Origin of the sequence: Coleofasciculus sp., from assembly GCF_046539235.1 — a bacterium.
In the GTDB taxonomy this organism is placed as follows: Bacteria; Cyanobacteriota; Cyanobacteriia; order Cyanobacteriales; family Coleofasciculaceae; genus Coleofasciculus.
The window spans coordinates 1-15099 of record NZ_JBKHHI010000013.1 but is presented as its reverse complement, the minus strand read 5'-3'; the positions used below and the strand labels follow the sequence as shown (position 1 = coordinate 15099).

The following is a 15099-nucleotide window of genomic DNA, read 5'->3' as shown; positions in this document are numbered from 1 at the left end:
GAATTGTAACAAAAAAATGATTGAGATACCACGCCATTCAGTTTATCCTGATCAGGACTCATGATTAAGCGACAAGGTTGGCTCGATCTGCACGGTAGTATCCACTTATGAATTATTTCGTCTTTTAACCAGTTTCCCTAACTATTGGATGAAAATGTTATGTTGCTATCGTTACGGATTCAAAATTTTGCCTTAATTGACCAACTGGAATTGGAATTTGCGGCGGGTCTGAATGTTTTGACGGGTGAAACGGGTGCTGGCAAGTCAATTATTCTGGATGCCATTGATGTGGCGTTGGGAGGAAAAGTCACCCATCGCTTGATTCGCACCGGGGAAAAACGGGCGCTGGTTGAGGCGACGTTTCGCATCGATGGGACGTTGATGGCTTGGTTGAGTGAACAGGAAATTGATTTACTTGATGAAGCGGATTTGGTCTGTAGTCGAGAGATTACGGCTAAACAGAACTCCCTGCGATCGCGATCGCGAATTAATGGGATTTTGGTGAATCGTCGCTTGATGGAACAATTACGCGATCGCTTGGTGGAAATTACCGCCCAAGGTCAAACAGTACAGCTTTTTGCCTCAACTCGCCAGCGGCGACTCCTTGACTTTTACGGCGGTTTCCCAATCAAACAACACCTTGATCAAGTGACTACGGCTTATCTGGCATCTCAGGACGCTTGGCAAGCCCTGCAAAAACGGCGTCAGTCGGAACAGCAGCGCCTACAACGTCTCGATTGGCTAGAGTATCAAACTCAGGAACTGAGCGCCGCTGATCTTGCTGATCCTGATGAACTCACCGAACTCGAACAAGAGAGTCAACGGTTAACTCATGTCGTAGAACTTCAACAGCACAGTTATCAGGTCTATCAGTCACTTTACCAAAATGATAGTGGGGCATTTGCCTGCGCCGATTTATTAGGGGAAGCCGAAACTACCTTGAGTGATATGGCGCAATACGACAGCCAGTTACAACCCATCCTAGAACTGGTCAGTGGTGCTTTAGCCCAGGTGGTGGAAGCTTCTCACCAAATTAATGCCTATGGGGATGGACTGGAAACTGATCCCGAACGCCTGCAAGAGGTGGAAGAACGCATCCAAGCGCTTAAACAAATTTGCCGGAAATATGGACCCACTTTAGCTGATGCGATCGCTCATTACGAAAAACTGACCTCAGAATTGGCTGAACTCCGAGGTAATGGTCAATCCTTGGATGAGTTGGAAAAAAGTTATCGTCAATGTCAGGAAAGCTTAACAGAATGGTGTAATCAGCTCACCCAGTTGCGTCGAGTCGCAGCCGAGGAACTAGAACAGCGTCTGGTGGAGCAACTGAAGCCTCTAGCCATGTCCAAGGTAAAATTTCAGGTGGTGATCACGCCCATCGCGCCGACAGTGGCGGGTGCGGATCAAGTCACGTTTTATTTATCTCCCAACCCAGGGGAACCTCTACAACCGTTAGCAGCAACGGCATCGGGGGGAGAAATGAGCCGTTTTTTATTAGCATTGAAAGCCTGTTTGTCCAATAGTGGCGACCAAGGCGTGACCTTAATTTTTGATGAAATTGACGCGGGGGTATCGGGGCGGGTAGCCAGTGCGATCGCGGAACGACTTCATCACCTGAGCCAGCAAAATCAAGTGTTGTGTGTGACTCACCAACCCATCATCGCCGCCATGGCAGATCGGCATTTCCGCGTCGATAAACAGGTGATCGATCAAACCCTCTTACCTGAAACTAACCAGACAAACACACTCGTTGATGAGGGAATTACTGAGATTGACCTGCGTACCGTCATTCGCGTCAGTCGCCTCGATCATCATTCTCACCGCCAGGAAGAAATTGCCCAGCTAGCTGGTGGACAATCGGGTCAAGAAGCCATGACGTTTGCCGATTCGCTGTTGACCCAAGCCCGTCATTGGCGTCAGAATTAATGGAGATGGTCATTTGTCATTTGTCATTTGTCCTTTGTAAATTCTCTCCCTCATCTCCCAACTCCCAGACGCGCCATGGCACGTCTCTACATTGCTCCCCCATCTCCAAGAGCTCCCCCAACTTTGCCAGCTCCCTGATCTTGCCAATAAAATAAACCTGAGTGGTAAAACTTTAACTGATAGAGTAATCTTATTCGTATGCCAGGAATGTTCTCTGACCCTAACGAGAAATATGACAGCTGCATTTTCCCCCAGGTCTGCGGATCACAATGGAGATACCGTTGATATAACGCCAATCTATACCGACGACCAAAGAGCCCATGAACATCAACCCGCGTCTGCTGATAGTGCCCTAGCGACAACTAATGGAACATTTACGGCGTTTCTTGCTCCCCTGACTCAAGACAGCTTCAAAGAAGTTGTTACGGGGGTGGAAAAGAAGCTCGAAGTTGTTCATCAAACCCTGTCCATGCTCCTCGACAGCCAAGGGTTTGAGACAATTCTTCAGGAGATGCTCAATGCCATCACCTTGAAGACAGCAGAGCTTTTGGGTGCAGACCGGACAACAATATTTTTACTGGATGAAAATAAAAATGAATTATTTTCGATCGTCGCCGAGGGTGAGAATGGAAAAACCATAGAACTGCGGATTCCGGCTGATCAGGGAATTGCTGGGGAAGTGGCAACGTTTAAAAAAGTTGTCAATAATCCCTACGATTTCTTCGATGATCCGCGATCGGAAGGGTCTAAAAAGCTCTATAAGACAACCGGATACCGGACGTATACGATGTTGACGCTGCCCTTACTCAATGAGAAGGGAGACTTGGTGGCGGTGGTTCAACTACTGAATAAGTTGAAGCCGGATCATGAGCCTGAGGATGATTTACCCTTAGAAGAAAAAATAGATAAACAGGGTTTTAGCGAAAGCGACCAGAAACTTTTTGAAGAATTTGCCCCCTCCATTCGCCTGATTCTGGAGTCGTCCAAGTCATTTTACCTGGCAACTCAGCAACAGCGAGCGGCTAATGCTCTGATGAAGGCGACTGAATCCCTGAGTAAGAGCAGTTTGGACTTGGAAGAAACGCTCAAGCGGGTGATGGAGGAAGCTAAGGAGTTGATGAATGCGGATCGCTCGACTTTGTGGTTGATTGATCACGAACGCAATGATTTGTGGACGAAGATTCCTCAGGCTGGGGACTCGATGAAAGAACTGCGGGTTCCTGTGGGAGCCGGTTTTGCTGGTCGAGTCGGGCTGACGGGTGAAATTCTGAATATCCCATTTGACCTGTACAATCATCCCGATTCCGAGAAAGCTAGGGAAACTGATCGCAATACCGGCTATCGCACCTGTAGCTTGCTGTGTATGCCAGTCTATAACGCCGATGGCGAGTTAATTGGCGTCACTCAGTTAGTGAATAAGAAGAAGAAGGGAGAGTTTCCTCCTTACCAGCCCGATCCCAATAAAGAAGAACAAGACGCCCCCGAATGCTGGAAGGCGAGTTTCGATCAAAGCGATATAGCCTTTATGGAAGCATTTAATATCCAAGCGGGTGTGGCGTTGCAAAATGCGAAACTGTTTGCAACGGTTAAGCAGCAGGAGCAAATGCAGCGGGATATCCTTCGCAGTCTAACCAATGGTGTAATTTCTACAGACAAAGCCGGTAAAGTTATCGCGGCAAATGAAAGTGCCAAGCAACTGTTGGGTTTTAGTAAGGGAGATAGCATCGAAGGGCGATCGGTTTCAGAGTTGATCAAAATTAAAGAGAAAGAGGGTAGCTTGGCCAGCTTTGCCAAATTACTACAGAATGGCTTAGACGCGAAAAGTGACAAAGACCGCAATCAGTACTATCCAGATCAGATATTGCTGACTCCGAGCAATGAAGAGCATAGCGTGCATTTGTCGATTAACTCCATTGCGGATACTAGCGATCTGACCAATGTGTATGGGGCGTTGGTTGTTATGGACGACATCAGTGATGAGAAGCGCCTCAAGAGTACAATGTATCGGTACATGACTCAGGAGTTGGCAGAAGAACTGCTGAAACTGGGTGATGCCAAGATGGGAGGCGATCGCAAAGAAGTTTCGGTGCTGTTTTCTGATATTCGCAGCTACACCTCTTTGACCGAAAAACTGCAAGCGGAAGAAGTGGTGGGGATGCTCAATGACTATTTTGAATCGATGGTCGAGGCAATTTTCAAGCACAAAGGCACCCTCGATAAATATATCGGCGATGCAATTATGGCGGTATTTGGTTCGCCCTTGCCTTTACCTGATCACGCATGGAGAGCGGTACAAACGGCGGTAGAAATGCGCCACCGATTGGTAGATTTTAATGCCCGTCGTTTAGCCCAGAAAAAAGAAGAAATCCGAATTGGGATTGGAATTAACTCGGACAGCGTGATTAGTGGCAATATCGGTTCGAGTAAGCGGATGGAGTTCACCGCCATTGGCGATGGTGTCAACTTAGGCTCTCGCCTTGAAGGTGCCACCAAGCAATACGGCTGTGACATTGTCATTAGCGAATATACCTTTGCTCCCTGCCAGGATAAGATTTGGTATCGGGAACTAGACTGGATTCGTGTCAAAGGCAAGAATAAGCCGGTCAGAATTTATGAACTGGTGGGATTGCGTTCTGATCCCCTTTCTGCCGAAAAAGAGGAAATTATTGAACATTACCACAAAGGGCGGGAGCATTATCTCAACCGGAAGTTTACCCGGGCGATGGGTGAATTTGGCATTATCATGGAAGAATTTGACAAAAATGACAAAGCCGCGGCATTACACCTGAAGCGGTGTCAACATTTTCTCCAAGAACCACCAGGGGATGACTGGGATGGGTCTTACACGATGACTGAAAAGTAATTCAAGCAACTAGCACCCCAAGAATTAGGACTTTTGCGTAGGGTGGGCAATGCCCACCTTATTTATTGTTCTTCAGAGAATTATCGTTCAACCTGGCTTGAGTCATAATAGATACCAGTGTCTGCTGAATTATGGGTTAACTAACGGTTCATGTCAGCTACATTTCAGGGAAATTCTTGCTAGCGTTAAGATGTTAGTTGTGAGTAATCAGATACGTGAAAGAGACTAGTGGGGAGTTATCTCAAAACCATGCCCTGCAGCGAAGCGAAGGGTCAAAGCTCTCTGCCTTTTGGTCGCGCTTGAAGCGCATTGGTAGTTTGACCTGGAAAAATCCAGCCTTGCTAACCAGTTTGGCGGTTACAGGTGTGTTGCTGGGGACTCGCCAGTTAGCGCTGTTGGAACCATTGGAGCTTTATGCTTATGATCGGTTGATGCAGTTGCGACCGAGTTTACCCCCTGACCCACGCCTGTTGGTGGTTGAGGTGACGGAGCAGGATATTGAATCCCTAGAGCAGTGGCCCATGACTGATGCGGTGATGACGCAGCTACTGCAAAAGCTACAGCAGCATCAACCGACGGTGGTTGGTTTAGATATGTATCGGGATATTCCCATACCTCCGGGTAACGCTGAATTAACCCAACTCTTTAACAACAGCGAGAATATCATTCCCATTTGTCGCTTGGGGAGCGAAACCAAGCGAGGGACTCCTCCACCGAAAGCTGTGCCTCAGGAGCAGGTTGGCTTTGCGGATTTAGCCATCGATGAAGGGGGTGTTGTGCGTCGGGCGTTTTTATTTCACAATGCCGAAATTCCTAAAGGTTGTAACGTCCGTCTTTCTTTTAGCTTTCAGTTAGCCCGATATTACCTCGAACAAAAAGGAATCGAACCACAAACGATTACCCAAGATGAACAAGAATATCTCAAATGGGGAGATACTGTTTTCAAACCCTTAAAGCCCAAGTCAGGAGGGTATCAAAAGGCGGATGCGGGTGGCTATCAAATTTTGTTAAATTACCGCTCTGGCGACAAACTAGCCGATACTGTGACTCTGACAGACGTTCTTGAAGATCGTCTTGATCCTAGCTTAGTCAAAGACCGCATCGTCCTGATTGGAATTTCTGATCCAGCGGAAAATGATCTGTTCTTCACGCCCTACAGTTCTGAAGGGGACGTGCTGGAAAAAATGCCGGGAGTAGTTGTTCATGGTCAAATTGTCAGTCAACTGCTCAGTACAGTTCTGAATGGACGCAAGCTGTTTTGGTTTATACCTGAGTGGGGAGAAGTTATCTGGATTTGGGGTTGGTCGCTCACCGGGGCTATTCTGGTGCGAATCACTCGCAATATCGGGCAACTGCTGCTGGCTGAGACAGTGGCGATTGGTCTTTTGGGCAGTATATCCTTTATCGTGTTCCTGGAGGCGGGTTGGATACCCGTGATGATACCTGTCGTGGGATTGGTGATGTCATCTACAGGGGTCTTGGCTTATAGCGCTTACCAAAATCAGCAAGAACGCGCCCATTTTGCCCGTCTACTCCAAGAACAGGAAAATAATCTGATTGCCCTTCAGGGTTTATTACAAGATAGAACCAGCTTTGCTCCAACCAATCAGGAGGATGAAGATGACGATCAGACTCTGATTGCAGAACAGCAAGAGGTAACCCTAAGTGAAGAAACGGCTATTGCTCCATCGCCGCAGGATGGGGATGGAGAAACGGCAATTTGGACGCCTGATGCAGCTGTGAGCCAACCTGCGCCAACGGTTAAACAATCTGACAATCCCAACCTTTTAGCCGGACGCTATAAGATTAATCGGGTTCTCGGTTCTGGGGGATTTGGTCTCACCTATTTAGCTGAAGATAGCCACAGACCGGGCAAACCCAAATGTGTGGTTAAGCATTTAAAACCAGCCCGTCGCGATGAACGATTTCTCGCTATTGCCAGACGCCTCTTTCATACAGAAGCAGAAATCTTAGAAAAGTTGGGCAGACATCCTCACATTCCCCAGTTGCTGGCATATTTTGAAGAAAATCGGGAATTCTATCTTGTCGAAGAATACATTAAAGGAGATTCACTCAGCGACGAGTTACCTGTAGATAAGCGAATGCCAGAAGAGCAAGTGGTCAAGTTAATCAAAGGTCTCTTAGAAATTATGGTTTTTATCCATGACCACAATGTTATTCACCGGGATATCAAACCCAGTAACATTATTCGTCGCCAAACCGATGGTCAATTGGTGTTAATTGATTTTGGGGCAGTCAAACAGATTCAACCCCAACAAAAACTGGATCAGGAACATGATACCCAGGAACATAATACGGTGGCGGTTGGTACTCGTGGCTATGCACCGTCAGAACAATACGCTGGACACCCAACGTTGAGTAGTGATATTTATGCAGTTGGGGTGATTGGGATTCAAGCTTTAACAGGCATTCCTCCTCACCAGTTAGTGCTGGATTCAGAGACAGGGGAAATTAGCTGGCGTCATTTGGCAAACGTGAGTGACGAATTCGCTGAAATATTAGAAAAAATGGTGCGCTACTACTTCATGGATCGATATCAGTCTGTGACAAAAGTGTTAGAGGATTTAAGTACCTTGTCACCTCAATCTTAGAGCAAGAGGAGGCGATTGAAATCGCTGCTACACAAGCAAAGTCCGCCTGCGCGGACTGGGTTATAAGGGACGATCCGCGCTTACACCACCTCTACACTGAACGCCTTTAAGAATATCGCGATCGCTGACATCACCAAAGTGACCTTAGAATTTGGCGTTGAAGTTGGTGGGGAAGCAGATGTTCCCTATGTGACAAAAGGTACAGCCAAAAGTAACCTGAAAATCACAGTAGAGTGTTCGTTTCCTCAACCAGAAAAAGAATCATAATTTGAACAACTCACCCAGGCTTCCCTGGCTGATCGTGATCGCACGGTAAGCTTTTTTCTGCAAAGAAAGCTTATTCCTTAAAGAAGGGAATGGGTAATGGGCAATGGGCAATAGAAGAATTCTCTATTCCCTGGTGCGTAGCGCGATATATGCGATCGCGCTTCCTCTAATTCCTGCTTCTTTGCCTTCCTATTCCACCCTTTGTCCCTTTTTGATTAAACCCAACATTCATAAAATGGCTTTTCTGTCAAATTTGCCTCGGTCTGAGTCGAGCAAATTAGGTCATGTAAGATGCTTGTAGTGATTCCAGTTTGTCGAGGTTAGGCGGGACGATATTAACGGATTATCAAGGGTTTGAAGCGTTTAACTTGAAAAATCGGCAATAGAAGGGAAACAATACAGGATTAATTGAACATCGTACTACAATCTCAAACCCCGATCAAATTAGAATTGACCCATGAGGTTTTCTGCCCTGTTAAATTTGATAAACGTTAAATGATTAAAACCGAAGCGTAAAGACGAAAAGGTTTCCTTATCTCACTCAGGTGATGATTGTGCCGTTTGGCTGGTGGATTATCCCCAATGCGATCGCACATCCATTATGTATGTTCAATGTACCCCGATGATCGGGATTAATCACGGTTTTTATCCGTTGTTTGTCGAGGCGCAGGTCGTCGAAGGGCGAACAACCTGCGCCCCTACAGGGGTGGATTAGGATGAAGTGATGTCAATCAGCCTCAAACCCTTACAAATGACAAATGACATACTAGGAAGCCCAGAGGACTAAACCAGGTTCATAGAGACTAGAAAGGTGTTTGTGTTTGGGAAATACCCGCAGAGACAAACCTTGTAAGCCGCTGGCACCATAACAGATATCTGCCGTGTAGATGCTGATATTGTGTTCGTCAGTTCCTTGGTAATCCATCACCACGGGTACGCCATTCACAATTTGCCCATCGGCATTGACTGAACCTTGGTAGAGTTCTATCTGTACATCATCAGCCGTTAATCCAGCTAGGTTGATGCGGCTTTTCACAGCAACCGATTGATTGACCATGAGATCGCTGGGAGCAGCAATGTCAATGTCTTCAACTTTAATACTGTACCAGTGATCAAATAAGTGTTGCTTCCACTGAGCCAGTTCTTTCACCGGTTGGTAGCCCTCCTTCGTCATTGCCTTGTAGCGTTCGCTAGCAGGGAAATAACCCCGCATCGCATAGTCTCGCAGCATACGAGCGGTATTAAACACAGGACAGTTGAGCCGAATTGCATCTTTCATCTTGGCAATCCACCCACGCGGTAATCCTTCATTGTCGCGATTATAGAACAGGGGGACAATTTCCTGTTCGAGTAGGTCATAAAGGGCGTTAGCTTCTATCTCATCTTCGTACTCAGGATTATCATATTCTTCCCCATGACCGATGGGCCAACCTGTTCGCACGTAATCTGCTTCGTCCCACCATCCATCAAGGATACTGACATTCATTAGACCATTCATCGAACCCTTCATCCCAGAGGTTCCCGATGCCTCACGCGGACGACGGGGGGTGTTTAACCAGATATCACACCCTGATACCATCAGTCGGGCGATGTGAATGTCATAGTTGGGTACAAAGACGACAGAGTTATCCAATCCCGCTTCGCGAATCGTATGAATAATCTTACGGATGAAATCTTTCCCTGGCATGTCTTTGGGATGGGCTTTACCGGAAATGACAAACTGAACTTTTCGTTTTCGTTCCTGATCACCTTGGATAATTTTTTTAATCCGATCCAGATCTCGGAGGAATAAGTTTGCCCGCTTGTATGTGGCAAATCGACGGGCAAAGCCAATGGTCAAAATGCTGGGATCTAAAACCTCACGCGCCCGATCAATTTCGGCTGGGGTAGCGCCGCGATCGCGTAAATGGTATTGTAAGCGTTCTCGGACAGACATGACCATTTGAGAACGACAGGCTTGGTGATTGCGCCACAACTCCTCATCCGGAATCGAAGCCACCCGATCCCATAAGGGATCTGCTGCTTTGCGGCTTGACCAGTTCGGACCCAGGTAGCGGTCATACAGTTCCTGGTTTGCCTTTGCCACTACGCTGCGAGCATGAACCCCATTGGTAATCGAGGTAATCGGGACTTCATCGAGAGGTAGATCAGACCACAGTCCATGGAACATCTTCCGCGACACGTCCCCATGTAATCGGCTGACGCCATTAATAAAGCTAGAGGTTTTAATGGCTAATGCTGCCATGCTAAAGGGGGATTCCAAATTTCCCGTATCTTCTCGTCCCAACCCCAGAAATTCTTCCCGCGACAAGCCAAAGATATTCGCATAATGACCCACATAGTACATTGCCTTATCGGGAGGAAATAGGTCAAATCCCGCCGAGACAGGGGTATGGGTGGTGAATAGTTGGGTAGACTGAGCCAATTGTTTGGCTTCGGCAAAGCTTAACCCTTCTTCCTCAATATACCGACGGATGCGTTCCAGAATTAAAAAGGCGGAGTGACCTTCATTGAGATGATAAACGTTAACCTTATATCCTAAGGCTTTTAAGGCTCTAATCCCACCAATCCCCAACATCATCTCTTGGTGAATCCGCATATCCAGATCACCACCATAAAGTCTATCGGTGATGTCATGATCGTAGGGATTATTGGGTTCAATGTTGGTATCAAGCAGGTACAGGGGAACCGTTCCCACTTGCACGCGCCAGACGCGAGCATAAACAGTACGACCTGGATATTCAACGGCAATCCGCACTTCTGAACCATCCTCATGGCGCTCTAAGTGCAGCGGCATATTGTAAAAATCATTAATCGGATAGCGCTCTTGTTGCCAACCATCTGCATTCAGGTATTGGGCGCAGTAACCTTCTTGATAGAGTAAACCAACTGCCACTAAAGGCAAACCCAGGTCAGAGGCAGATTTGAGATGATCGCCAGCCAAAACACCCAAACCACCGGAATATATGGGCAGGCAATCGACTAACCCATACTCGGCACAGAAGTAGGCATAGCATTCCTTTTCATCCCTGTTGCCACGATGTTTACGATACCATGTCCGTTCCTTGAGGTAGTCGTCTAACTGTCGAGATGCTCGTTCCATTTGTGCCAGAAACCCATCATCTTCAGCCACTTCTTCCAGACGGGCTTGGCTAATCATCCCCAACATCAAAACGGGATTATGACGGGTGGATTCCCAGAGTTTACGGTCTAGGCGTTGGAACAAGTCTTTTGTTTCCACATTCCAGTCCCAATGGAGATTGTATGCCAGATTGCGTAAGGGTTCCAGGGCTTCTGGCAAAGCGGGAGAAACGTTAAAAGTGCGAATAGGCTGCATAGAGCGACAAAATTCTAAGTATTACACGGATAACATTGTGTACATACTTTTACACAAAGGATGAGACTTTTAATACTGTTTTCGTAACAGACTTGGGTTTATCGATGTCAGCTTCAGGCTAAAATCCCATCAGTAAGAGGTTCAGGCTCATTTTGGGGATGATTGAACAAAGGCAGATGGCAGATGGCAAAAGGAATTTATCATGGGTTTTAGGTCATGGAACTTACTCTTGACTAAAAAAGTCTGATGTGCATAAGGATGTAGGGATAATGAACCCAGGCTGATTTAGAGAAAGTGTCCTGAAAATACCGATCAAACATCCTGAGCGTGAGTAAACGTTGCCTATCAACAAGGGAACCACTATTGGGTATGATGAGAAAAGTTGTTGCAAAACGCAACACAATCGCCAATGCGATGATTCATACCTCTGGGAGATATTCAAGATGCTGACGCTCAAGATTGTGGTCTATATCGTTGTTAGTATTTTCGTTGCCTTATTCGTGTTTGGCTTCCTGTCAAACGATCCGGCTCGTAACCCCAAGCGACGGGATTTGGAGTAAATTATACTTTGCTTCATCCCTGAGTTTTTCAAAGGGGCGAGGCGTACCTCGCCCCGCTGTAATTAGGCGCGGTAAGGCGGTACGCTTCGGATTTGTTCCTTCGACCGTTATTGTTGAAAAATGCCCCAACCCGTTCAGCCGCCTGAAACTCCTGCCATTATTCAATCGTTAACGACTGAGGACGCTGTTGCACCTGTCTCAACTTCACCTCTGAGTTCAGTATCGACTCGCCTCCAGAAGCCAACTCCCAAGGGACTGGCGAAACCAACCCCACCCGAAACGTTACCCCCGGAATTTTCTGATCAGATAACATCCTCACAGGCGGATCGGCTGGGAGCGTCTATTTCTACCCGTTATTCTCCCACAGAGAACCAAGAAACTGAGGTGTCACAGAGCAGAGATGCCAAGACGAGTTTAGCGGGTGATGATTCACCGTCAAACCGCAGCGGAGACTTCCGCGATCGCACGCCGCCTCCCCCGATATCCAGTCCTGTGGAATCCTTACCCTTGGATGGAAACAATGCAGAGGCTCCCAGTCAGAGGCTCAGTCAGAGGCTTCAAGGAAATGAGGTAAAAAGACGTGAGGACTTTTTAGACGGACAGGATAAGATACCTGCTCACCGTTCAATGAATGGGGCTAATTCACCTCAGCAAAAGTTGGTAACCACCTGCGGAGAAGCAGGTGAGCAGAGGAGCAATGTAGAGACGTGCCATGGCGAGTCTGAGAGCAGGCTAGCAGAGGAGATGGGAACAGCTAAGGATTTGCTACCATGCTGCACAAGTCAAACGACAAATGCCCAGTCTGACCCGATCTCAACTACGCTAGATCCGTCATTGACTATGGGTCAACAACCAAGGACTAATGACCCGAATGCGATTCCGGTGGGTTATTCTGCTGTCACCCTAGAACTCTCAAGCGTTGAACGTATCATCACTCAAGAGCGGGGAGGAGAGATGAGAGAATTTGAATTTACGATCCCCCAATCCGATACCCCATCGTTACCTAACCCAGAGATAGTCCCTGCACCAGATATTCACGAGCTACAGCCGCGATCGCAAACCTCCGAGCCAACTCCTGAGCCGTCAACCTCAGAAGATACTGAACCTGCGGCTCCCGGTCCGATCACAGGTGTGCTGGAACTGACCGCCGATCAACAGGAATATGATCAACAGCGACAGGTAATTACCGCCCAAGGGGATGTCCTGTTGCGGTTTCGCGGCGCTTTGCTGGAAGCCGATCGCGTCCAGGTTAACCTGCCGAATCGGATTTTGGTGGCTGAGGATAATGTAGCCTTGACGCGAGGGAATCAGGTATTACGAGGTCAACGCTTTGAGTATTCCTTTGTTCAGGATAGTGGTGTGATTTTTGATGCCAGTGGAGAGTTATTCATCCCAACATCGGGTACTGATTTAACCATCTTACCCTCTCCTGCTGATCCAGATGCTCCCGAAGAACAACGACCAATTAGCGATCGCATTATCAGTAGTCAACCCCTTCAAGGCGTGACCAATCCGGGCTTTTACTCCTTCTTTATTGGCGGAGGCTTTGGCACAACAACTACCGGAAATCTCTCAAATGTAGTTTCGGGTGCGCCACAGGCTGCAGGAACAATCAACCGATTCCGCTATGAAGCCGATCGCATTGATTTTGAGGGTTCAGAAGCGATCGCTCAAAATGTGCGGATCACCAATGACCCTTTTTCCCCACCCGAACTAGAATTACGAGCTCAAACGGCTCGATTTCGCCGGATTTCGCCCTTAGTGGATGAAATCGTTGCCACTCGCCCACGACTGGTATTTGACCAAGGGTTATCAGTACCCACATTTCGCAATCGCGTGATTATTGATCGTCGAGAACGGGAACCGGGTTTACTTCAGTTTGGCTTCGATGATGATGATCGTGGTGGTTTATTTATTGAGCGATCGTTTAATATTGTCAATACTCCAGGGGTACGATTTCAAGTCACCCCCCAATACTTTCTCCAGAGAGCCGTCCTTGGTGAAAATAACCCTAATGCTCCAGAAAAAAATGATGGTGGGCTTTTAGACCCCTCGTCCTTCGGACTCAAAGCCCGACTAGATGCCACCTTTACCCCTCGAACCACCCTAAGGGCTTCAGCCACCTTCACCAGTCTTGATCCCGATGAATTTGAAGAAGAACTCAGAGCCAGTGTACGACTCCAACAGGTTATCGGTACCGATTTACCCCATAACTTGAATCTGGAATATAGCTTTCGCGATCGCCTCTTTAACGGTTCCTTGGGCTTCCAAACTGTGCAGCAGAGTCTGGGAGCGGTAATCACATCCCCGGTGATTCGTTTAGGGGACACAGGAATCAATCTCACCTATCAAGCAGGGATTCAGGCAATTAACGCCACCACAGATAGACCAGACTTGCTACCTCCCCCTCCACGAGAGAATAACCGCATCGACTTAACACGCTATCAAGCCAGTGCTACGTTGAGCCGAAGTTTCACACTCTGGCGAGGTGAGGCTCTGCCCTTAACCCCCACCGAAGGATTACGATATACACCAAGACCTGTAGTTCCGTTCTTGGCACTGCGGGGAGTTGCCACAGGGGTGGCTAGTGCCTATAGTAGTGGCGATACCCAGGAATCTCTCAGTGGCACAGTTGGGCTTGTCGGTCAGCTAGGGCATTTTTCCCGACCTTATCTCGACTACACTCGATTTAACCTCAGCTACACTCAGGTTGCACGGGGTAACTTATCCCCATTTCGGTTTGACCGAGTGGCTGATAGAATTGTGCTTTCTGCTGGCATCACCCAACAAATCTACGGTCCGTTTCTTGCTGGTTTTCAGACCTCTTTCAATTTGGATACGGGTGAGGAAATCAGTACGGATTTATTTTTGGAGTACAGCCGTCGCACTTACAGTATTCTCCTACGCTACAATCCAGTTCAGGAGTTAGGTTCGATAAGCTTACGAATTAATGATTTTAATTGGGCAGGGAATCCGGGACTGTTTGATGGTTCTGCCATTCGTCCAGTCGTACAGGGGGTAACTCGTTGACACTCACCGCCCTATAAGAGCGGTGATTCTTCCGTCGCAGGGATTCCAATGAATTTACCCTCAGAAAGCATCTTGACCGTGTGTCCCACGGTTGCAAGTCCACGAATACGGACTATTTGAGATGCAGCTACATCTCTATCGGTTGTGTAGCCGCAGTGGTGACATGAATGGACGCGCTCAGATAGTAGTTTTTTACCCGTTTCGGTTAGGCATTCCATTTAAACCAATCCTTACGCTCGCCTAGTGCATAGTTATACACGCGACGGTTTTGTTCTAGCCAGTCTTCAAAAATGGCTATTTTATCTTTAGTTGGTTTTAACTTAAATTCGTAGATTAAATTAAACACTTGCTCTACCTCCTTAATCCATTATACACACATTTTATCCATCGTCAGGACGATTTGTAAAAGTCGCGATGGCAGGGCGAGGCTTTAGACCCAAGCTTCCGGTAAAGGTCATTAGTCATTGGTCATTGAACCCTGGAATGAATCAGGGCGGGTTT

Annotated in this window: 7 protein-coding genes and 2 pseudogenes; 6 read left to right on the top strand and 3 right to left on the bottom strand. The window is 47.4% G+C overall.

From position 1 onward, the window contains the following. Positions 1-159: 159 nt before the first annotated feature. The 4 genes and pseudogenes from recN to ACLFWI_RS02800 form a co-directional block, all read left to right on the top strand. Positions 160-1929 (top strand): DNA repair protein RecN, encoded by a 1770-nt coding sequence (recN, locus tag ACLFWI_RS02815; protein ID WP_446411648.1) that lies wholly within the window; start codon positions 160-162, stop codon positions 1927-1929. A 232-nt stretch (positions 1930-2161) separates the two neighbouring features. Beyond that, positions 2162-4792, top strand: a complete 2631-nt coding sequence (locus ACLFWI_RS02810; RefSeq protein ID WP_446411647.1) for a GAF domain-containing protein — start codon at positions 2162-2164, stop codon at positions 4790-4792. A 215-nt stretch (positions 4793-5007) separates the two neighbouring features. Continuing rightward, positions 5008-7404 carry a CHASE2 domain-containing protein gene (locus ACLFWI_RS02805; RefSeq protein ID WP_446411646.1) on the top strand — a complete coding sequence of 799 codons (2397 nt, stop codon included), beginning with the start codon at positions 5008-5010 and terminating at the stop codon, positions 7402-7404. A gap of 69 nt (positions 7405-7473) precedes the next feature. Then, positions 7474-7671: pseudogene (locus ACLFWI_RS02800) on the top strand (CU044_2847 family protein); the annotation flags it as partial. A 766-nt stretch (positions 7672-8437) separates the two neighbouring features. On the opposite strand, the gene glgP reads toward ACLFWI_RS02800, so the two are convergent. Continuing rightward, positions 8438-11008 (bottom strand): alpha-glucan family phosphorylase, encoded by a 2571-nt coding sequence (gene glgP, locus ACLFWI_RS02795; RefSeq protein WP_446411645.1) that lies wholly within the window; start codon positions 11006-11008, stop codon positions 8438-8440. A 443-nt stretch (positions 11009-11451) separates the two neighbouring features. Between glgP and ACLFWI_RS02790 the strand changes: the two genes are divergently transcribed. Together ACLFWI_RS02790 and ACLFWI_RS02785 are read left to right on the top strand one after the other, a co-directional pair. Continuing rightward, positions 11452-11568 (top strand): photosystem II reaction center protein I, encoded by a 117-nt coding sequence (locus ACLFWI_RS02790; protein WP_006099131.1) that lies wholly within the window; start codon positions 11452-11454, stop codon positions 11566-11568. 120 nt (positions 11569-11688) lie between these two features. Next, complete coding sequence (locus ACLFWI_RS02785; RefSeq protein ID WP_446411644.1) at positions 11689-14598, top strand: DUF3769 domain-containing protein; 2910 nt, start codon at positions 11689-11691, stop codon at positions 14596-14598. Positions 14599-14609: 11 nt separating this feature from the next. On the opposite strand, the pseudogene ACLFWI_RS02780 reads toward ACLFWI_RS02785, so the two are convergent. Further along, positions 14610-14810, bottom strand: a pseudogene (locus tag ACLFWI_RS02780) (RNA-guided endonuclease InsQ/TnpB family protein); the annotation flags it as partial. Continuing rightward, the gene (locus tag ACLFWI_RS02775; RefSeq protein WP_446411643.1) at positions 14804-14944 is read right to left on the bottom strand and encodes a helix-turn-helix domain-containing protein; all 141 of its coding nucleotides are present in this window, start codon (positions 14942-14944) and stop codon (positions 14804-14806) included. The pseudogene ACLFWI_RS02780 and the gene ACLFWI_RS02775, both read right to left, overlap by 7 nt. Between the last annotated feature and the right edge of the window lie 155 nt (positions 14945-15099).